Raw genomic sequence first — 20,738 nt, 5'->3', positions numbered from 1 at the left:
GGCCGGCGCCGCGTCGACCTCGGGAAATCCATGACACGAACGGCGCGATTGCGCACCGGAATGAAAGCAGGCTGAAAGTGCCCCGCAATTAACATCCGCGTCACTCGAACAAAACCCACGCATCACTGGAGGAAGACATGCCGTTTGCACCGAAGCAACTCGCCGTCGCGCTGGCGATCGTTCTGGGCACTGCCGCCGGCAGCGCCGCCGCGCAGGTTCCGGCCGGCTACCCGGGGAACTACCAGGGCGTGATCGACGCCGCGAAGAAGGAAGGCAAGCTGATCGTCTACTCGACCACCGACACGGGCCTCGTGCGTCCGCTGATCAAGGACTTCGAAAGCCTGTACGGCGTGAAGGTCGAGTACAACGACATGAACAGCACCGAGCTGTACAACCGCTACATCAGCGAGAACGCGGCGAGCAGCACCAGCGCCGACGTGCTGTGGAGCTCGGCGATGGACCTGCAGGTCAAGCTCGTCAACGACGGCCTGATGGCGTCCTACGATTCGCCCGAAAGCCCGAACGTGCCGCAATGGGCGCAGTACCAGAAGCAGGCGTACGGCACGACGTTCGAGCCGCTCGCGATCGTCTACAACAAGCGGCTGATCCCCGAGAACGAAGTGCCGACGACGCGCGCCGACCTGATCAAGCTGCTCACCACGCAGGCCGACAAGTTCAAGGGCAAGGTCACGACCTACGACATCGAGAAATCGGGCGTCGGCTTCAACTATCTGACCCAGGACGCGCACGTGAACGAGAAGGTCACGTGGGAACTGGTGAAGGCGATCGGCGCGACCGGCCCGAAGCTGCAGTCGAGCACGGGCGCGATGATGGAGCGCATCTCGTCGGGCGAGAACCTGATCGGCTACAACATCATCGGTTCGTATGCCTATGCAAAGGCGAAGAAGGACAAGTCGATCGGCTACGTGTTTCCGAAGGACTACACGCAGGTCGTGAGCCGTCTCGCCACGGTGTCGAAGAAGGCGAAGAACCCGAACGCCGCGAAGCTGTGGGTCGACTACCTGCTGTCGAAACGCGGCCAGACGCTGATCGCGAACCAGGCGAACCTGTACGCGATCCGCGCGGACGTGACCGGCGAAACGTCGGCCGCGAGCCTCACGAAGGAACTCGGCGATTCGCTGAAGCCGATCCAGATCGGCACCGGCCTGCTGGTCTATCTCGACCAGTCGAAGCGCCTCGCGTTCCTGAAGCAATGGCAGCAGGCGATCAAGCGCTGATGCGCTGAGCCGCTGACCTCGAGCCGCCCGCCGCACCGCGCGCGCGCGGCTCCTTCCCCTTACCAACTTCCTTGAGGCGGCCATCCGGATGGCCGCAGGGGCGAACTCATGCTTTCAACCAGCACACGCGGCACGGCACCGGCCGTTCCGCCCGCCACCGGCCCGCGCGACGCGATTCCCGCGCTGCCGGTCAGCAGCCTGCAGCCGCTCGCCGGCATGCTGCGCTGGATCGTCGTCGCGGTCCTGACCGTCGCGGTCGCGCTGCCGCTCGGCTTCATCCTGTTCCAGAGCCTGCTGTCCGCACCGTTCTTCGAGGCGAACAAGACGCTCGGCGTCGAAGGCTTCCGCTTCATCTTCAGCGATCCCGACTTCTGGTCGGCCGTGAAGAACTCGTTCATCATCGCCGGCGGGATGCTGTTCATCTCGATCCCGCTCGGCGGCATCCTCGCGTTCCTGATGGTGCGCACCGACCTGCCCGGCCGCCGCTGGCTCGAACCGCTGCTGCTCACGCCGGTGTTCGTGTCGCCGATGGTGCTCGCGTTCGGCTACGTGGTCGCGGTCGGCCCGGTCGGCTTCTACTCGGTGTGGTTCAAGGAACTCTTCGGGGTACAGAACGTGCCCTGGAACGTGTATTCGATCTTCGCGATCACGGTGATCGTCGGCCTCACGCACGTGCCGCACGTGTACCTGTATTCGTCGGCCGCGCTGCGCAACCTCGGCTCGGACGTCGAGGAAGCCGCGCGCGTGACGGGCGCCCGCCCGTTCCGCGTCGCGCTCGACGTGAGCCTGCCGATGACGATGCCCGCGCTGCTGTTCGCCGGCGTGCTGGTGTTCTTCCTCGGCTTCGAGGTGTTCGGGCTGCCGCTCGTGCTCGGCGATCCGGAAGGCCACCTCGTGCTCGCGACCTACCTGTACAAGCTGACCAACAAGCTCGGCGTGCCGTCGTATCACCTGATGGCCGCGGTCGCCGTGTGCATCGTCGCGATCACGTTCCCGCTCGTGCTGCTGCAGCGCCGCCTGCTGAAGACCGCGAGCCGCTTCGTCACCGTGAAGGGCAAGGCCGGCCGCGCGACCGTGCTGCCGCTCGGCGTGTGGCGCTGGGTCGCGCTCGCGATCGTCGCGCTGTGGCTGATGCTGACCGTGATCGTGCCGATCTCGGGCATCGTGCTGCGGGCGTTCGTGACCAACTGGGGCGAAGGCGTCGCGCTCGCCGAAGTGCTGACGTTATCGAACTTCATCGAACTGTTCGAGCAGGACAACCTGGTGCGCGCGATCGTCAACACGCTCGGCATCGGCGTGATCGGCGGCGCGCTCGCGATCGGCTTCTACTCGCTCGTCGCGTTCGCCGGCCACCGCCGCGCCGACTGGGCGACCAAGCTGCTCGACTACCTCGTGCTGCTGCCGCGCGCGGTGCCGGGTCTCCTCGCCGGTCTCGCGTTCCTGTGGATCTTCCTGTTCGTGCCCGGCCTTCGTGAGCTGAAGAACTCGATGTGGAGCATCTGGATCGCGTACACGGTCGTGTGGCTCGCGTACGGGATGCGGCTCATCCAGAGCGCGCTGCTGCAGGTCGGCCCGGAACTCGAGGAAGCCGGCCGCAGCGTCGGCGCGACGCGCAGCCGCGTGTCGCTCGACGTGACGCTGCCGCTCGTGCGCTTCGGCCTGCTCGCCGCGTGGCTGCTGATCTTCATGATCTTCGAGCGCGAATACTCGACGGCCGTCTACCTGCTGTCGCCCGGCACCGAAGTGATCGGCGCGCTGCTCGTGTCGCTGTGGGCGACCGGCGCCGTCGACCAGGTCGCGGCGCTCTCTGTCATCAACATCGCGATGGTCGGCGCCGGTCTCGGCGTGGCCCTGCGCTTCGGAGTGAAACTTCATGGATAAGCTCATCGTCGACGATCTGCACCTCAGCTACGGCGCCAACCCGATCCTCAAGGGCGTGTCGTTCGAACTGAAGGCCGGCGAAGTCGTGTGCCTGCTCGGCGCGTCGGGCAGCGGCAAGACCACGCTGCTGCGTGCGGTGGCCGGCCTCGAACAGCCGTCGGACGGCCGCATCCAGCTCGACGACCGCGTGTTCTTCGACGGCGCGCGGCGCGTCGACCTGCCGGTCGAACAGCGCTCGCTCGGCCTCGTGTTCCAGTCGTACGCGCTGTGGCCGCACCGCACCGTCGCCGACAACGTCGGCTACGGCCTCAAGCTGCGCCGTGTCGCCCCGGCCGAACAGAAGCGCCGCGTGCAGACCGCGCTCGACCAGCTCGGCCTCGGCCATCTCGCGGAACGCTTTCCGCATCAGCTGTCGGGCGGCCAGCAGCAGCGCGTCGCGATCGCCCGCGCGCTCGTCTACAACCCGCCGGTGATCCTGCTCGACGAGCCGCTGTCGAACCTCGACGCGAAGCTGCGCGAGGAAGCGCGTGCGTGGCTGCGCGAGCTGATCGTGTCGCTCGGGCTGTCGGCTCTGTGCGTGACGCACGACCAGACCGAGGCGATGGCGATGTCCGACCGCATCCTGCTGCTGCGCAACGGCCGCATCGAGCAGGAAGGCACGCCGGCCGAGCTGTACGGCGCGCCGCGCTCGCTGTACACCGCCGAATTCATGGGCAGCAACAACCGGATCGATGCGCGCGTCGCCGCGATCGACGGCGAATGCGTGACGCTCGCCGGCGACGGCTGGCAACTGCAGGCGCTTGCCCGCGACACGCTCGCGCCGGGCCAGGACGCGCAGGCCGTGATCCGTCTCGAACGCGTGCAGGTCACCGACGGCCCGGGCGCGAACCGCCTGCAGGCCGACCTCGTCACGTCGATGTATCTCGGCGATCGCTGGGAGTACCTGTTCCATTGCGGCGAGATGCGCCTGCGTGCGTTCGGCCATGTACCGCGCGCGGCCGGCAAGCACTGGATCGAATTCCCGACCAACGACTGCTGGGCGTTCGCGAAAGCGGGCTGACCCGATCGTGGCGGTCAGCGTGCCGCCGCCTGTCACTCCACGCAGCCGCCTTCCTGCCCGGCGGACGCTTCCCGGCGTCCGCCGCGGGCAATTGCGCGGTTGCGTGCCGTATCCGTTTCACCCAACCCACAAGAACCAAGGAGACACCGTCAATGAAGTCACGCGCAGAACGTTCGATTCGAACAGTAGTCCTCACCGGTTCAGCCGCGGCCGCCTGCCTCGCCGCGCCGGCCGCGCACGCGCAGTCGTCGGTCACGATGTACGGGATCATGGACGCCGGTATCGAATTCACGAACCATGCGGCGCCACAAGGCGGCAATTCGGTCAAGCTGAAGTCGGGCAACAAGAACACGTCGCGCTGGGGCCTGCGCGGCGTCGAGGATCTCGGCGGCGGGCTGAAGGCCGTGTTCCGGCTCGAAAGCGGAATCGACCTCGCGAACGGCGCCTCGGACGACGGCCCCGACTCGATCTTCGCGCGCCGCGCGACGGTCGGCCTGAAAGGCAAATGGGGTGAGCTGTCGCTCGGCCGCAACTTCACCGTCACTTACGATTACATGCTGCCGTTCGATCCGATGGGTTACGCGCAGAACTACTCGTGGGCGACCTCGTCGATGGCGACCGGCGGCCGCAAGGACGGCCTGTTCACGCGCTCGTCGAACGCGGTGCGCTACGACGGCGAATTCAGCGGCTTCAAGTTCGGCGCGCTGTACGGGTTCGGCAACGTGCCGGGCAGCATGAAGACCAGCTCGAAATACGATTTCGCGGTGGGCTACGAGACGGGGCCGTTCGCGGCGGTCGTCACGTTCGACCGGCAGAACGGCGCGGCCGACAGCGTCACGCCGGCCGATACCGTCAACTACATTCAAGGCATCCACGCGGGCCTCAGCTACGACTTCGGCAACCTGAAGACGATGGCCGGCTATCGCAACTATCGGCGCACGTTCCACACCACGGCCGCGAACCAGTTGAGCGACATGTACTGGCTCGGCGGGTCGTACCAGTTCACACCGACGTTCTCGCTGATCGCGGCCGTCTATCACCAGAACATCAAGGGCGGTACGGATGCCGACCCGACGCTGGTGTCGGTGCGTGCGCAGTACGCGCTGTCGAAGCGCACGGTGCTGTATGCGGCCGGGGCGTTCGCGATCGCGAAACATGACCAGAAGGTCGGCGTGTCGCGCGATTTCAACGGGTATGGCACCACGCAGGTCGGGGTGACGGCGGGGATTCAGCAGCGGTTTTGAAGCCGACGTGACGAGCGGCAGCGGTTGATCAGCCGCCCCGCCTGCTTTCCACGCTACGCGCGGCGGCATGACGGCGACCGGCCGAACGCTGCCGCGCAACTCGACGCTCACGCCGCATCCGGCCCGCTGCCTGGCGATGCGCTGCTCACTCGCCACGCATCGTGAACACCGGACGCACGACGCTGCTCGCATCGCCCCAGTGTTCACCGACCGCCGACAGCGGCACCGTGCGCGTGTCGATCGTGAGGCCCGCATCCCCGGCCGCCTCGAACACGCCGTGCACCGACGCCAGCAGGCGCGGCAACGGCACGCTGCCCAGGCCGCTGCCCATCAGCTCGATCGCGGTCGCCCGCAGCACGGCGCCCGGCAGCAGCACGTCCGCGCCGCTGATCGAGCCGATCTCCACGAAGCGCACCCGCCGTCCGCCGGGGTCGCCTTCGCGGCGGCAACCAGCAGCGTCTGCGCGCTGGCGCCCCACAGATAATCGAGCACGACGTCCACGCCCGCGCGGAAATGCGGCTCGAGCGCCCGCGCCAGATGCACGTCGTCCTGCTGCAGCGACACCACCGCGTCCGCGCCGGCACTCAGCAACGCCTGCAGCGCGGCCGCGTTGCGGCCTGTCGCGATCACCTTCGCCGCGCCGAGATGCTTCGCGATCCGCACCGCGAGCCGCCCCGACGTCCCCGTTGCGCCGTTGACGAGCACCGTCTCGCCCGCAACGAACCTCGCGCGTTCGGTCAGCGCCGCCCACGACGACATCCCGGGAATCGCGATCGCCGCCGCCGTGACATCGTCGAGCGCGTCCGGCAGCGGCACGCACTGCGTATCGGGCGCGATCGTACGTTCGGCCATCGCGCCGAACGGCGCGGGCGCACCGAAGAAATAGACGCGCCGGCCGTCGTCGAGACGCCCCACGCCGTCGACACCCACGACGAACGGATAACCGCCAACGGACGAATAATGCGTTCCCGCCGCACGCCCCTGCGCGATGCGGCTCAGCGCGGACGCCGTCACGTCGATCAGGCTGTGGCCCGGCATTGCGCCCGGCGGTTCGAGCTCCGTATAAACCGGACGTTGTCCAGCGCCTTCAACGACTGCTGCTTTCATGGTGATTCCTTCAATTCTGGAGGGGTGGGCCTTTATCGGGCATCGAGCCATGCGCGCAGCGCGGGATCGCGTACTTCGAGCACGTCGAACAGGCCGAGCGCACGCAGCGCGGGCAATGCGTCGATCGCATCGGCCTCCGCACGCGCCCTCTCGGCCGGCGCGGCGTTCGGATCGGTCAATACACGCGCATTGACCAGAAACGCGCCGACGGTCCCCTTGCGGATCGTCGTTCCGCCGGCATCGACTTGGTTGGCATGGTCGGGAAGCATCTGTTCGGCTCGCATCGCGTCTTGCTCCGGTTGTCATCGATGGACGCAGTGTAGGCGTGCGAAACCGGCCGATCTCCGGTATAACAGCCATTCGATACCGATATCCGGCCATGTCCGATCCGCTCCTGCCCGCCCGCTTCGTCACGTCCGACGACGGCCCGTTCGTGGTCGCCGCCGTCCTGTCGCAACGCGACCCGCGTATCACCGCGCCGCATTCGCATGCGCGCGGCCAGCTCGTCGGCGCGCTGAGCGGGCTGGTGACGATCGGCCTCGACGATCAGGAGTGGGTCGTGCCGGCGATCCATGCGATCTGGATTCCGCCGCATTGCCGGCATTCGCTGCGCTCGTTCGGGCCGATCGCCGGCTGGTCGGCGTTCGTCGCGGAAGCCCGCTGCGCGACGCTGCCGGCCACGCCGCGCGCGATCCGCACGACGCCGCTGCTGCGCGAAGCCGTGCAGCGTGCAGCGAGCTGGGGCGATGCCGATCTGGATGCCGCGCAGACCCGGATCGCCGACGTGATCCTCGATGAAATCGCGGCATCGGAAGCCGAGGCGCTGGGGCTGGTCCGGCCGCGAGACCCTCGGCTCGTGAAGATCACCGATGCGCTGGCCGCGGATCTCGCGAACGAGCGGCGGCTCGAGGAATGGGCCGAATGGGCCGGCATCGGCGCGCGGACGATGAGCCGCCGCTTCGTCGCAGAAACGGGGCTGACGTTCGCGCAGTGGCGTCAGCAGGCCAGGCTGCTGCGGGCGCTGGAGCGCATTGCCGACGGCGTGCCGGTGACGACGATCGCGCTCGATCTCGGATACGACAACGTGAGCGCGTTCATCGACATGTTCCGGCGCGCGCTGGGGACGACGCCGGGGAAATACATGGAAACGGGAAGCCAAGCGCAGCGATAGGTGCGGCCATGCGCATGCATGAAGCCGCGCGGCGAAAAGCCGGCGGTCGACACGGGAAAACCGCCCGCCGCCGCATCAATACGTGCCGTCGCCCTGCTTCACGGCGTCGTCGCCGTTTCGTTTGAACTGCGCGGCGAGCCGCTCCGCGCTCCGTGCCAGCAACGTCGTATCGACACCGACCGCGACGAACAACGCGCCCGCTTCCAGATAGCGCCGCGCGGCCGCTTCATCCGCGCTCAGGATGCCCGGCGCCTTGCCGGCCGCCTTGATCGCGCGGATCGCACCGTCGATCGCGGCCTGCACGTCCGGGTGCCCCGGATGGCCGAGATGGCCGAGATCGGCAGCAAGATCAGCCGGCCCGATGAACACGCCATCGACGCCGTCGACCCGCGCAATCGCATCGATCGCATCGAGCCCCGCGCGCGTCTCGACCTGCACGAGCACGGCCATCTCGTCGTTCGCGCGATGCAGGTACTCGCCGACGCGATTCCACCGCGACGCGCGCGCCAGCGCGCTGCCGACACCGCGCATCCCGTGCGGCGGATAACGCGTCGCGGCCACCGCCGCACGCGCCTCGTCCGCGCTCTGGACCATCGGCACGAGCAACGTCTGCGCGCCGAGATCGAGCACCTGCTTGACGATCACCGGATCGTTCCACGGCACGCGCACGACCGGATGCGACGGATACGGCGCGATCGCCTGCAGTTGCGCGAGGATCGTCGGGATCGTGTTCGGCGCATGTTCGCCGTCGATCAGCAACCAGTCGAAACCGGCGCCCGCGACCACTTCGGCGCTGTACGGATTCGCGAGGCCGAGCCACAGGCCGACCTGCGCGTCACCGCGCGCGAGCGCGGCCTTGAAGACATTCGACGGAATCTGCATCGTTCGCTCACCTCACTCGAAGTAGCACTGGATCGTCCCGAGCGGACCGTAGTCGACGCTGAACGTGTCGCCCGATCGCGCCGCGCAGGGCCGCGTAAACGACCCGCCGAGCACGATCTGCCCCGGCTCCAGCGCGACGTCGAAACGCGACAGCCGGTTCGCGAGCCACGCGACGCCGTTCGCCGGATGGTTCAGCACGCCGGCCGCGACGCCGGTTTCCTCGACCACGCCGTTGCGCGACATGATCGCCGCGACCCAGCGCAAATCGACGTCCTGCGGGCGCACCGGCCGGCCGCCGATCACGACGCCCGCGTTCGCCGCGTTGTCGGCGATCGTGTCGAACACCTTGCGCGGCCGCTTCGTATCGGGGTCGATCGACTGGCTGCGCGCGTCGATGATCTCGAGCGCCGGCACGACGTAATCGACGGCGTCGTACACGTCGAAGATCGTGCAGTTCGGCCCCGTGAGCCGCTTGCCGAGCACGAACGCGAGTTCGACCTCGACGCGCGGCACGATGAAGCGGCCGGTCGGGATCGTGCCGCCGTCGTCGAAGAACATGTCGTCGAGCAGCGCGCCGTAGTCGGGCTCGTCGATCTGCGACGTGTTCTGCATCGCCTTCGACGTGAGGCCGATCTTGTGCCCTTTCAGCGTGCGGCCTTCCGCGAGCTTGAGGGTCACCCACGCGCGCTGGATCGCATACGCGTCGTCGATCGTGATGTCGGGATGGTCGAGCGAGATCTGGCGGATCTGCGTGCGGGCGCGCTCGGCGTCGTGCAGACGGTGCGCGAGCTGGTCGATGAGGGCGGGTTCGAGCATGGTCGGATCGGGAATGGGGTTCAGCCGGCCCGCTTGTAGCGGGCGTGGATGTTGTTGTGCTTGTACGAGCCGCTTTCGCTGAACTCGGTCAGCTCCATCGACAACGCGAGATAGCGTTTCGCGTACAGCTCGGCGAAATGCGTCTTGATCGCGTCGAACAGCGCGTCGCACGCGGCTTGCTTCGTTTCGTCGCTGCGACCCGCGCCGATCTTCAGCGTCACGTGGACGAATGCGTCGTCCTCCGTGCCGTCCGCGACGCAATAATCGTGCAGCTCGATCGCGCGCGAGCGGATGCCGCCGGTCGGAAACACGCCGCCCTGCGCGATCAGCGTCGCGTTGATCGTGCGCAGCAGCGCGGGAATGCGGGCGTCGTCGCGGATGTTCGCGGTGTATTCGACGACGATGTGTGGCATGGCAACTCTCCAGTCGGATTCGAAGGCGTGGCGGGCGGCAGCGCTCAGGGCAGCGGGAAGATCGCGTTGATCTGCCCGGTGCCGGAGCTCGCGAAATAGTCGGTGACGATCTCGACCGGCCGGTCGTAGCGATCCCAGCCGAGCAGCCCGAGCAGCATCGCCGTGTCGTGCATGCCGCCTTCACCGTGGCAATGCACGTTGTATTCGGGCAGCATCGCGCAGAAGGTCTTGAAATCGCCCTGCTTCCACAGCTCGACCACGCGCAGGTCGACCTGCCGGAAGAATTCGCGGCTGATCTGGTGAATCGATTCCTCGGGGCTGCCGTTGTCGTTGAAGCGGTGCGACAGCGAGCCGCTCGCGAGGAACGCAACGTTCGAATCGCTCTTCTCGATCGCCTCGAGCAGCGCCTCGCCGAAGCGCCGGCTTTCGTCGAGTTGATGCCACATGCACCAGCCGGCGATCGACACGACCTTGAAGTGCTGGTCGCCGTTCATGTAGCGCATCGGCACGAGCGTGCCGTATTCGAGTTCGAGGCTGTCGATTTCGTGCGCCCGCGTCGCCACGCCGCGCTCGGTGGCCGTTTCCGCGATCAGCCGGCCGAGCGCCGGGTTGCCCGGATACGCGTACTGCATGTCGCGGATGAAATGCGGCAGCTCGTTGCTCGTATAGGTGCCCGCGAACCGCGCATTGCAGTTCACGTGATAGCCCGCGTTGACGAGCCAGTGCACGTCCGACACGACGATCGTGTCGACGCCGAGCGCGCGGCAGCGCTCGCCGATCAACTGGTGGCCGCGGATCGCCGCTTCACGGCAGCCGTGATGCTTGCCGGGCAGTTCCGACAGGTACATCGACGGCACGTGCGTGATCTTCGCGGCGAGGGACAGTTTGCCCATCGTTCAAGTCTCCCTATCGTTCTTGCGACAACACGGCCGGCGCCCGTCACACGCCCCAGCGCGGAACATGATGCGAACCCATCGAGATGCACACGTTCTTGATCTCCGCGAACACCTCGAAACTGTACTCGCCGCCCTCGCGCCCGGTGCCCGATTCCTTCACGCCGCCGAACGGCTGGCGCAGGTCGCGCACGTTCTGGCTGTTCACGAATACCATCCCGGCCTCGATGCCGCGCGCGAGCCGATGCACCTTGCCCACATCCTGCGTCCAGATGTACGACGCCAGGCCGTACGCCGTGTCGTTCGCGAGCCGCAGCCCTTCGTCTTCGTCGTCGAACGGGATGATGCACGCGACCGGCCCGAAGATCTCTTCCTGCGCGATGCGCATCCGGTTGTCGACGTCGGCGAACACGGTCGGCCGCACGAAGTTGCCGTTGCGCAGATACTCGGGCAGCGCGGCCGGCTTGTCCGCGCCGCCCGCGACCACGCGCGCGCCTTCCTGCTCGCCGATGCGGATATAGCCCGTCACCTTCTCCCAGTGCTGGCGCGTGATCATCGCGCCGAGATTCGTGCCCGGATCGGTCGGATCGCCGACCACCAGGTTGTTCGCGCGGCGCGCGAATTCCTGCACGAAGCGGTCGTAGATCGTGCGCTGCACGAAGATCCGCGAGCCCGCGGTGCAGCGTTCGCCGTTGATCGAGAAGATCGTGAACAGCGACGCGTCGAGCGCGCGGTCGAAATCGGCGTCGTCGAAGATCAGCACCGGCGACTTGCCGCCGAGTTCCATCGAATACTTCTTGAGGCCCGCGCGCTCCATGATCCGCTTGCCGGTGACCGTGCCGCCGGTAAACGACACCGCGCGCACGTCCGGATGCCGCACGAGCGCATCGCCGGCCGTCGCGCCGTAACCCTGCACGACGTTCAGCACGCCCGGCGGGATGCCCGCTTCGAGCGCGAGCCGGCCGAGCTGGTCGGCCGTCAGCGGCGACAGCTCCGACATCTTCAGCACGGCCGTGTTGCCGAGCGCGAGGCACGGCGCCGTCTTCCACGTGGCGGTCATGAACGGCACGTTCCACGGCGACACCAGCGCGCACACGCCGACCGGCTGGTACAGCGTGTAGTTCAGCATCTGGTCGTCGACCGGATAGGTGCGGCCGTTCATCTGCACGCACACTTCGGCGAAGAAGTTGAAGTTCTCGGACGCGCGCGGAATCAGCTGCTTGCTCGTCTGCGCGATCGGCAGGCCGGTATCCTGCGTTTCCAGCGCGGCGAGCATCGGCACGTTCTTCTCGATCAGCTCGCCGAGCTTGCGCATCAGCTTCGCGCGCTCCTTCGCCGGCGTGTTCGCCCATTTGGGGAACGCTTCCTTCGCCGCGCGCACGGCCGCATCGACCTCGGCCTCGCCGCCCGACGCGACGTCGGTGATGACGTCGCCCGTCGCCGGGTTCAGCGTCGTGAAGGTTTCGCGGCTCTCCACTTCGCGGCCGCCGATCCAGTGCTTGATGGTCATGTGCTCTCCTTCCTTGGGCGACGGGCTCAGCCGGCGCGATAGTAGTCTGCCTCGCCGACGATCGTGTTCACGAGCCGGCCGATTCCTTCGATTTCGGTCACGACCTCGTCGCCCGGCTGCGTGTCCGCCAGCCCCTCGGGCGTGCCGGTCAGGATCAGGTCGCCCGGCGAGAGCGTCATGAAGCTGCTGATGTGCTCGATCAGCGCCGGCACGTCGAACACCATGTCGCGCGTGCTGCCGCGCTGCGTCTCCCGGCCGTTCACCGTCGTGCGCAGCGTCAGGTCGCCCGCGTCGCCGATCTCGTCGCGGCTGACGAACCACGGCCCGAGCGGCGTGCAGGTGTCGCGGTTCTTCACGCGCAGGTTCGGGCGGTAGTAGTTCTCGAGATAGTCGCGGATCGCGTAGTCGTTCGCGACCGTATAGCCGGCCACGTAGTCGATGGCCTGCGCGCGGCTCACGTGGCGCGCGGGCCGGCCGATCACGACGGCCAGTTCGCACTCGTAGTGCATGTGCGTGGCGTCCGCGGGGCGCACGGTCAGCGACCGGTGACCGACGAACGTATTCGGCCCCTTCAGGAAAATCAGCGGCTCGCTCGGCGCGTTGAACGCGAGCTCCTTCGCATGGTCGGCGTAGTTCAGGCCGAGCGCGAACGTCGTGCGCGGCGCGACGGGCGGCAGCCACGCCACCGCGTCCTCGGCCACCACGCGGCCCGTATCGAGGCGGATCGCGCCGTCGCCGGCCGGTTCGGCCGCATGCAGTGCGCCGTTGTAGATCACGCGCGCCGTCTTCATCGCGCTTCCTCCGCGATCAGCGTATGCCGCAACGTGCCGATGCCGGCCGCGGCGATCTCGATCGTGCTGCCCGCACGGGCATGCGGTGCGCCGCCCGCGACGCCGAGCAACAGCACGTCGCCCGCGTCGAACGACATGAAGGCCGTCACGTCGGCGATCAGCGCGCGCACCGGGCGAATCAGCGTCGCGGTCGACGCGGATGCCGCCACTTCGCCGTCGATCCGCACTGTCAGGCCGATCGCGTCGACATCGGCGAGCGCGGCGGCCGGCACGATCGTGGGCCCGAGCGGGCAGAAGCCGTCGCGGCACTTGAAGCGCACGGCCGGACGGTAGTAATCGGGATGCGGCACCGACACGTCGCTCGCGAGCGTGAAGCCGTGCACGTAGTCGAGCGCCCGCGCGGCCGTCACGCGCGTCGCGCGCCGCGCGAACACGACGGCCACCGACGCGCCGATCTCCAGCGCGTCGACACCGGCCGGCACGACCACGGCGGCGCCGTCGGCTGCATGCGTGTTGGCGGATTTGATGTACAGGATCGGCGCCTGCGGCGGGCGGCCGTAAGGCGGTGCATTCACCGCATCGCCGAGCGCGTCGAGCGCCGCGCGCTCGTTGAGCAGCGCGCCGTAGACGGTACCGATGGCGACCGGCAACGGCGGCGCCGCGGCGGTCGTGCAAGACAGCTCCATGCGTCATTCCCCTGCCGCGCGTCGCGGCGCATCGTCAATAGTTAATATCTTAAGTAAACAATCGAGTGGTGGCAACCTCGATTACCCTGAGATGCGAAATTCATCAGCTTCGGCTGTTAAGATTGATGCGTCCCCGTCCTCTGCTCATCCCGATGAACCGTACGCTCGACCATCGCAACCTGGCCATGCTGCTGCTCGAGGCCCGCGAAACGCTGATGGGTCTGTTTCGCCCCATTCTCAAGGAATTTTCGCTGACCGAACAGCAATGGCGGATCATCCGCGTGCTCGACGGCGAACCGACGGAGGCGCTCGAAGCCGGACAGATCGCGAAACGCTGCTGCATCCTGAGCCCGAGCCTGACTGGCGTGCTGGAGCGGATGGAGCGCGACGGCCTGATCACGCGCACGCGCGCGCAGGAGGATCAGCGCCGGCTGCTGGTCAGCCTGACGCCGCAAAGCAGGAAACTGGTGACGGAGATCGGGCCGCGCATCGACGAGCAATATCGTCAGCTCGAGTCGCGCTTCGGCCAGGACGGCCTGGAAGACATCTACCGCGCGCTCGACCGGCTCATCGAGCTCGGCAGCCAGGCGTAAAGACGGCGACCGCGCCCGCCACATGCGGGCGCGGTCGCCGGTGCGACGCGGGCGGTCAGCGGGCGATCAGTATCAGTGGATCGCGCCGCGCATCAGCTCGGTCACGGCCACGCCGCGCGACGTGCGCATGCACTCCTCGACGTAATCGATGAACGGCAACGGCTCGAAGTCGATTTCGTCGCGCACGCGGCGATTGTCGAACACGCGATCGACCGTCGCGAATTCCCCGCAGCGCTGCAGTGCCCGGCCGATCACGCGCTCGAGTGCCGGATCGGGGCGCCCCAGCACATCACGCACGACGAGCGGCAGTTCCGCCGGCGCGCACGCCGCGTAGCGCGGCGCCCCGGTCATTCCCGCCGCCTCGTCCATCGCGCGCACGATCTGCGCGACCTGCGGCGCCTCGTCGCCGGCCGACACGTGATAGACGTCGTGCGCGAGCGTCGGCTTGACGGCCAGCAGCATCGTCGCGCGCGCCACGTCGTCCACCGACACGATGTCGATGCGCGTCATCGGTCGCGCGGTGAAGCGGCGCGCCGCATGCGCGAGCCGGAACATCCAGAACGAATTCGGCGCGGGACGCGTCCCGAGCACCGTATGGCCGACCACGTGCGACGGCCGCACGACGACGAGCGGCAGCCCGAGCGCGCGCAGACGCTGCTCCGTCCGGGCCTTCGCATGCAGGTAGTCGGCCGCCAGCACCGCGCCGGGCAGGCCTTCGTCGGCCTGCGGCGCGACGTCGTTCTCCGCGTCGCGCTCCGCCTCTTCCTGCACGATCCCGCCACGGCCCGCATGCGCGTAGGCCGTGCCGACGTACACGAAGCGCTGCAGGCGCGGCGCGCGGGCAAAGCGTTCGGCGAAGTGCACCGCGTCGGCGATGTCGGCCTGCAGATGCGCGCCGTCGGCCGGCGACGCATGGCCCGCGCAGTGAATCACGTGCGTCGCGCCGGTCAGGCGCGGCGCATCGGCGCCGTGCCACACGTCGCCGAGCGCGCCGACGATCACGTTCGCATCGGTCAGGCGCGACGCCCAGTACGGCGCGAGCCCCGCGCGCAACGCCGCTTCCCGCAGCCGCGCGACCGCATGGCCGCGGTCCTGCGCGCGCACGACGCAGACGATGCGTTCGAGCAGCCCCGCATTGACGAGCGCCGTCAGCACGGTACTGCCGATGAAGCCGGTTGCGCCGGTCAGCACCAGCCGGCCCACGTTCGCCGCCGCGACCGGTGCGCTGGCCGGCGACACGAGGCTCGTCCGCCAGTTGAGCGACAACGCGGTTTTCCAGATCAGCACGATAGTCTCCTTCGAAGAGTCGGCCGGGCGGCGCGGTGCCCGCGGTTGCGGGCGGCGCACGGCTCACCGGCCGGGCCGGGGCTGACGCGCGCCCCGGCGCCTCCCGATCCGGCGTGCGGCCTGCGATCGCGTCGATCGCGCTCTGGCACGAGGCGGCGGCAGCCGGCGCGGACGGGCGTCCGCGGCACAGGATCGGGAAGTTCCCAGTGTGGGGCCCGACCGCATGCAAGTCTGTCCCGAAAGTTTCGTGAAAGTGTGCCGATTTGTACGCGATTGTCGGAGTGTGTCGTACCGGCCGCCGCGTCGACACGCTGAGAGGTTCGGTCCGGCAGCATCCGAGGGCGCCAGAGCGTGTCCTTCGCCCCGCTTTCCGTCGAGCGGTCGGCGCGCGACCGATCGACGCGGCCGGCGGCCCTGTCATCCCATGTCTGGACCGCCACGCGCGCCGGCCGGACACCGCTGGTCGCCGCTATCGCCCGCGTGGGCTGACGCCTCGGGAACGACCATGAATCGTCAGACATCGTTTCATCTGAAACGGAAATAGACTCGATCCGGGTTTATTGCGGATTATCACTTGCGTTTCACACCAGTCTATCTAGACTGTTCAAGTCAAAACGGTCGAATGTGTCATCTTTTTCAGGAGACGATCCAATGCGCCTCACCATTCGGATTAATGGCAGCGAATCGGCAACCCGGCATTCGTTCGCGGTCTTGTGGGTCGATACCGACGAAGGGCTGTGGTCGCGCGAGGCACATCAGGGCATCGACCTTCCGACCTGGGGCAAGGTCCGCGACGTCGAAGGCGCGATGGCGCTGTGCGCGGCCGACAGCGGCAATGCCGTCTGTCAGTTAAAGGGGCTGTCGTTCGACGCGATGCGGCGCGAACAGGGCCCCGCGGTGCTCGCCGGCGAGCACCCCGACGGCGCGTGGCGCCTGCAGGCGGTCGATACCTGCACGACCCCGCCCGAATACCGGGAATTTATTTCCGTTGCACGATAGGTATTATTGACATCAATCGTCTGCGGTTTTCGGGTTTATTCCGGTAGCAGTGATATTCATTTCGATATTCAGCAATAATGGCGCCTCGGTTCGAGGCGCTTTTCATTTTCCGGATTAAAGAAATAACCGGCGTGCGGGCAATTGATCGCGCGCCGCGGGCGATCGGGAGCGAGCGATATCCCGAACCGCCTGCCCGAATCGGCATGCGATGATCGCGCAGGTTTCGTCGTCATCCGCCGCCGCCGAATCCCGCGTTGGCCCCACCTTTCCTGTCGGTTCCCTTCCCCTGTTCCAGATGGCCTGACCTTCGCCTTTTTGAAGGGCCGGAACATACTTTCCCCACACGATGTTTACTCCTTTATTACAATCGCATTATTCAGACTGACCCGCCGCCGCCCGGCGGCCCGACCCGGCCATTGCATGAGCGTGAAAAAGAAGACCCACCCTGCCGATCCATACGCGGCGGCGACCAAGAATCCGATGCTCGCGTCGCGCCTGCCGATGTGGCGCTCGAGGCTGATCGTGGTCGTCGTGTTCCTCGCGTTCGCCGCGCTGATCGCGCGCGCTTTCTGGGTGCAGGTCGCGAACCAGGATTTCTACGTCGGTCAGGGCCAGAAGCGCTACCAGCGCACGATCGAACTCGATGCGATGCGCGGGCGCATCGTCGACCGCAACGGCGCGATGCTCGCAGTCAGCCTGTCGACCTATGAAATCTGGGCGAACCCGAAACAGGTCGCCGACACCGATTACCCGCAGATCGCGAAGCTGCTCGACCTGCCGCTCGTCGAGGTGAAGCGGCGTCTCGGCAACGACAAGACGTTCGTGCTGCTCAAGCGGCAGGTCGACGCCGACACCGCGAGCCGGCTCGACAAGCTCGCGATCGACGGCATCACGCAGATCGCCGATTCGAAGCGCTTCTACCCGGAAGGCGAATCGGCCGCGCACGTGGTCGGCTTCACGAACGTCGAGGACAAGGGCCAGGAAGGCGTCGAGCTCGCGGCGAATGCGCGCCTGCAAGGCACCTCCGGCCAGCGCGAGGTGATCCGCGACCGGCTCGGCCGCATCGTGTCGGACACGCGGCCGCTCGTCCCCGCGCAGCACGGCGCGACGATCGAACTGACGATCGACCGCCGCATCCAGCAGCTCGCCTTCAGCCAGCTCAAGGCGGCCGTGATCGAGAACAACGCGGTGGCCGGCAGCGTCGTCGTGCTCGACGCGCAGAACGGCGAGATCCTCGCGCTCGCGAACTATCCGACCTTCGACCCGAACGACCGCGCCCGCCTCACCGGCCAGCAATTGCGCAACCGCGCCGTGATCGACACGTTCGAACCGGGCTCGACGATCAAGCCGCTCGTCGTCGCGCTGTCGATCGACGAGCGCAAGGTCACGCCGAACACGATCATCAACACGTCGCCGGGCACCTACAAGATCGGCCCGGCGGTGATCCACGATACGTCCAACCACGGCTCGCTGACGGTATCGCAGGCGCTGCAGAAGTCGAGCAACGTCGCGCTCGCGAAACTGGCGCTGAACCTGCCCGCCGAAACGATCTGGAACAAATACCAGGAATACGGGATCGGCCGCGCGCCGGAACTGACGTTCCCGGGCGTCGCGTCGGGGCGGCTGCGCGGCTACAAGCGCTGGCGGCCGATCGAGCAGGCGACGATGGCGTACGGCTACGGACTGTCGATGTCGCTGCTGCAGATCGCGCAGACCTACACCGCGTATGCGGGCGACGGCACGCTGCACCCGGTGTCGCTGCTGAAGAACGGCACCGATCAGCAGACGATCGACGCGCACCGCGGCCACCGCGTGACGTCGCCGCAAACGGCCGCCGCGATCCGCTCGATGCTCGAGATGGCGGTCGGCGAAGGCGGCACGGGGCGCCGCGCGCGCGTCGACGGCTACCGGATCGGCGGCAAGACGGGTACCGCGCGCAAGCAGGTCGGCGCGAGCTATGCGAAGGGCAAGTACCGCGCGCTGTTCGCGGGGATGGCGCCGATGAGCAACCCGCGCCTGATCGTCGCGGTGATGATCGACGAGCCGCGCGGCAAGGGTTACTACGGCGGCACGGTGGCCGGCCCGGTGTTCGCGTCGGTCACGAGCGGCTCGCTGCAGTTGCTCGGCGTGCCGCCCGATGCACCGGTCGAACCGGAAAAGAATGCGCCGACGAAGGCCGCCGCGCCGCAAAAGACGGTCGCGGCGCCGCAAGCGGGGGCGCCGGCCACGGCGACCGTCGCGCAGAAACCGTCGGCCCAACTCAAGACGGCTGCGCAATCCAGTCGCCCCGCGCCCGCGAAGATGGCCGCAGCGGGCTGACGACGCCAGGCGCGCCGCCGCGTGCCGTCAATGCGCGGCCGCGACCGGCTTCGCCATCCGGCCGAGCACGTGCTCGGTCATCCCGCGCGCGAGTTCGGTCTCGCCCATGAACACGGTGCCGATACCCTCGCTCGACAGCAGCGCGGCCTCGTCGCCGCTGTTCGTGCACAGCACGACCTCGAGCGCCGGGTTGAGCGTGCGCGAGATCTCGACGATCTGCCGCACGTCGAACACGTCGGGCAGCGTGACGACCAGCATCCCGGCGCGGGCGATATGCGCCTGCACGAGCACGATCGGCTCGATCGCGTCGCCCGACACGGCCGCGATGCCGTCCGTGCGCAGCTTCTCGACGAGCTCGCGATTCTGCTCGACGACGACGTATGCGATCCCGCGCTCGTCCAGTGCATGCGCGATCCGGGTGCCGACCTTGCCGTAGCCGACGATCACGACCTGCCCGGTCAGGTGCGTCTGCGGCGTCGACATCGGCAGCGCGGCGAGCGGATCGTCGCGCGCCTCGAGCTTGCGCGCGAACGCCGAATGCTTGCGGATCCACGCGAGCGCCGGATCGATCATCGCGAACAGCAGCGTGTTCATCGCGATCGAGATCAGCGCGACCGCGAGAATCAGGCTCTGCCCTTCGGCCGACAGCAGCCCGAGCGCACGGCCGAGCCCCGCGAGGATGAACGAGAATTCGCCGATCTGCGCGAGGCCGGCGCCGACCGTCAACGCGGTGTTCAGCGGATAGCGGAACGCGATCACGAGCGCGACGGCCGCGACCGTCTTGCCGATCAGCACGATCGCCGCGACCTCGATTACGTGCAGCGGCTCGTCGAGCAGCACCTTCGGGTCGAACAGCATGCCGACCGAGATGAAGAACAGCACCGAGAACGCGTCGCGCAGCGGCAGCGTCTCGTCGGCCGCGCGCCGGCTGAATTCCGACTCGCGCATCATCATCCCGGCGAAGAACGCGCCGAGCGCGAACGACACGTCGAACAGCTTCGCCGCGCCGAACGCGATGCCGACCGCGGCCGCGATCATGCACAGCGTGAACAGCTCGCGCGAGCCCGTGCGCGCGACGAGCCACAGAATGCGCGGGAACACGCGCTTGCCGACCACCAGCATCAGCGCGATGAACGCGGCGACCTTCAGCATCGTGACGCCGAGCGTGCCCCACACGCTGCCGCCGGCCGCATGCGCGTCGCCGGGCGGCGTGCCGCCGAGCAGCCCCGCCACCGGCGGCAGCAGCACCAGCACGAGCACCATCACGAGATCCTCGACCACCAGCCAGCCCACCGCGATGCGTCCGTTGACCGTCTCGACGAGCCCGCGCCCTTCGAGCGCGCGCAGCAGCACGACGGTACTCGCGACCGACAGCGCCAGCCCGAACACGAGCGCCGCACCGAGGCTCCAGCCCCAAGTGAGCGCGAGCCCGCCGCCGAGCAGCGTCGCGACGGTGATCTGGACGACGGCGCCCGGCAACGCGATCTTGCGCACCGCGAGGAGATCGCCGAGCGAGAAATGCAGGCCGACGCCGAACATCAGCAGCATCACGCCGACTTCCGCGAGCTGCTGCGCGAGCGACAGGTCGCCGACGAAACCGGGCGTGCCGGGGCCGATCACGATCCCGGCGAGCAGATAGCCGACGAGCGGCGGCATTTTCAGCAGCGACGCGAGGTAACCGAAGATCATCGCGAGACCGAAACCGGCCGCGAGCAACGCAATCAGGCTGACGTCATGAGGCATCCCCCCTCCCAAGCTCTTGTAACTATTTAGTAAGGTTCAAGAGTGAAAGGATAAGGGATGAGGCGGAAAAATGGCGCGCAGCCGCGAAAATTTCACGCGGCGGCG

Annotated in this window: 18 protein-coding genes and 1 pseudogene; 8 read left to right on the top strand and 11 right to left on the bottom strand. The window is 67.7% G+C overall.

The annotated features are described in order from the left end of the window. Positions 1-137 precede the first annotated feature (137 nt). The 4 genes from SY91_RS19635 to SY91_RS19620 all read left to right on the top strand — a co-directional run bounded on the left by SY91_RS19635 (position 138) and on the right by SY91_RS19620 (position 5,423). Positions 138-1,238, top strand: coding sequence for an ABC transporter substrate-binding protein (locus SY91_RS19635; RefSeq protein WP_006479160.1), 1,101 nt, complete (start codon positions 138-140; stop codon positions 1,236-1,238). Positions 1,239-1,346: 108 nt separating this feature from the next. Next, entirely contained in the window at positions 1,347-3,119 is a 1,773-nt protein-coding gene (locus SY91_RS19630; protein WP_023476886.1) for an ABC transporter permease, read from the top strand. Then, positions 3,112-4,179 (top strand): ABC transporter ATP-binding protein, encoded by a 1,068-nt coding sequence (locus tag SY91_RS19625; RefSeq protein ID WP_023476885.1) that lies wholly within the window; start codon positions 3,112-3,114, stop codon positions 4,177-4,179. The genes SY91_RS19630 and SY91_RS19625 overlap by 8 nt, the downstream gene beginning before the upstream one ends. 152 nt (positions 4,180-4,331) lie before the next feature. After that, positions 4,332-5,423 (top strand): porin, encoded by a 1,092-nt coding sequence (locus tag SY91_RS19620; protein WP_023476884.1) that lies wholly within the window; start codon positions 4,332-4,334, stop codon positions 5,421-5,423. 145 nt (positions 5,424-5,568) lie between these two features. Here SY91_RS19620 and SY91_RS19615 read toward each other — a convergent pair. Together SY91_RS19615 and SY91_RS19610 are read right to left on the bottom strand one after the other, a co-directional pair. Beyond that, positions 5,569-6,530 (bottom strand): annotated as a pseudogene (locus tag SY91_RS19615) (zinc-binding alcohol dehydrogenase family protein). Positions 6,531-6,562: 32 nt separating this feature from the next. Further along, entirely contained in the window at positions 6,563-6,814 is a 252-nt protein-coding gene (locus SY91_RS19610; protein WP_006479165.1) for a hypothetical protein, read from the bottom strand. 95 nt (positions 6,815-6,909) lie between these two features. Between SY91_RS19610 and SY91_RS19605 the strand changes: the two genes are divergently transcribed. After that, the gene (locus tag SY91_RS19605) at positions 6,910-7,701 is read left to right on the top strand and encodes an AraC family transcriptional regulator (RefSeq protein ID WP_023476881.1); all 792 of its coding nucleotides are present in this window, start codon (positions 6,910-6,912) and stop codon (positions 7,699-7,701) included. A gap of 75 nt (positions 7,702-7,776) precedes the next feature. Here SY91_RS19605 and hpaI read toward each other — a convergent pair whose 3' ends face one another. The 7 genes from hpaI to SY91_RS19570 are packed head-to-tail and all read right to left on the bottom strand — an operon-like array spanning position 7,777 to position 13,692. Next, positions 7,777-8,583: a 4-hydroxy-2-oxoheptanedioate aldolase gene (gene hpaI, locus SY91_RS19600; protein ID WP_011547837.1), complete on the bottom strand. Its 807-nt coding sequence runs from the start codon at positions 8,581-8,583 to the stop codon at positions 7,777-7,779. Between the two features lie 12 nt (positions 8,584-8,595). Continuing rightward, complete coding sequence (hpaH, locus tag SY91_RS19595; RefSeq protein WP_006479168.1) at positions 8,596-9,399, bottom strand: 2-oxo-hept-4-ene-1,7-dioate hydratase; 804 nt, start codon at positions 9,397-9,399, stop codon at positions 8,596-8,598. A gap of 20 nt (positions 9,400-9,419) precedes the next feature. Continuing rightward, a complete protein-coding gene (locus SY91_RS19590) occupies positions 9,420-9,812 on the bottom strand; it encodes a 5-carboxymethyl-2-hydroxymuconate Delta-isomerase (RefSeq protein WP_006479169.1) in 393 nt (130 codons plus the stop codon). 44 nt (positions 9,813-9,856) lie between these two features. Beyond that, entirely contained in the window at positions 9,857-10,705 is an 849-nt protein-coding gene (gene hpaD, locus SY91_RS19585; RefSeq protein ID WP_043887895.1) for a 3,4-dihydroxyphenylacetate 2,3-dioxygenase, read from the bottom strand. Between the two features lie 46 nt (positions 10,706-10,751). Then, a complete protein-coding gene (gene hpaE / locus SY91_RS19580; RefSeq protein ID WP_023476880.1) occupies positions 10,752-12,215 on the bottom strand; it encodes a 5-carboxymethyl-2-hydroxymuconate semialdehyde dehydrogenase in 1,464 nt (487 codons plus the stop codon). A gap of 26 nt (positions 12,216-12,241) precedes the next feature. Further along, complete coding sequence (locus tag SY91_RS19575) at positions 12,242-13,006, bottom strand: fumarylacetoacetate hydrolase family protein (protein ID WP_006479172.1); 765 nt, start codon at positions 13,004-13,006, stop codon at positions 12,242-12,244. Continuing rightward, positions 13,003-13,692 carry a fumarylacetoacetate hydrolase family protein gene (locus tag SY91_RS19570; protein ID WP_023476879.1) on the bottom strand — a complete coding sequence of 230 codons (690 nt, stop codon included), beginning with the start codon at positions 13,690-13,692 and terminating at the stop codon, positions 13,003-13,005. Before SY91_RS19570 ends, SY91_RS19575 begins: the two co-directional genes overlap by 4 nt. Before the next feature lie 152 nt (positions 13,693-13,844). On the opposite strand from SY91_RS19570, the gene hpaR reads away from it, so the two are divergent. Then, positions 13,845-14,285: a homoprotocatechuate degradation operon regulator HpaR gene (hpaR, locus tag SY91_RS19565; RefSeq protein ID WP_023476878.1), complete on the top strand. Its 441-nt coding sequence runs from the start codon at positions 13,845-13,847 to the stop codon at positions 14,283-14,285. Positions 14,286-14,357: 72 nt separating this feature from the next. Here hpaR and SY91_RS19560 read toward each other — a convergent pair whose 3' ends face one another. Next, positions 14,358-15,572, bottom strand: a complete 1,215-nt coding sequence (locus SY91_RS19560) for an SDR family oxidoreductase (RefSeq protein ID WP_023476877.1) — start codon at positions 15,570-15,572, stop codon at positions 14,358-14,360. 651 nt (positions 15,573-16,223) lie between these two features. On the opposite strand from SY91_RS19560, the gene SY91_RS19555 reads away from it, so the two are divergent. Together SY91_RS19555 and SY91_RS19550 are read left to right on the top strand one after the other, a co-directional pair. Next, entirely contained in the window at positions 16,224-16,571 is a 348-nt protein-coding gene (locus SY91_RS19555; protein WP_023476875.1) for a DUF3564 family protein, read from the top strand. A gap of 420 nt (positions 16,572-16,991) precedes the next feature. Continuing rightward, positions 16,992-18,890 carry a peptidoglycan D,D-transpeptidase FtsI family protein gene (locus SY91_RS19550; RefSeq protein ID WP_023476873.1) on the top strand — a complete coding sequence of 633 codons (1,899 nt, stop codon included), beginning with the start codon at positions 16,992-16,994 and terminating at the stop codon, positions 18,888-18,890. Between the two features lie 27 nt (positions 18,891-18,917). Here SY91_RS19550 and SY91_RS19545 read toward each other — a convergent pair whose 3' ends face one another. After that, positions 18,918-20,633 carry a cation:proton antiporter gene (locus SY91_RS19545; protein ID WP_023476872.1) on the bottom strand — a complete coding sequence of 572 codons (1,716 nt, stop codon included), beginning with the start codon at positions 20,631-20,633 and terminating at the stop codon, positions 18,918-18,920. Positions 20,634-20,738: the final 105 nt, after the last annotated feature.

Origin of the sequence: Burkholderia cenocepacia, from assembly GCF_014211915.1 — a bacterium.
GTDB lineage: Bacteria > Pseudomonadota > Gammaproteobacteria > Burkholderiales > Burkholderiaceae > Burkholderia > Burkholderia orbicola.
This window is presented reverse-complemented; position numbering and strand designations above follow the sequence as displayed.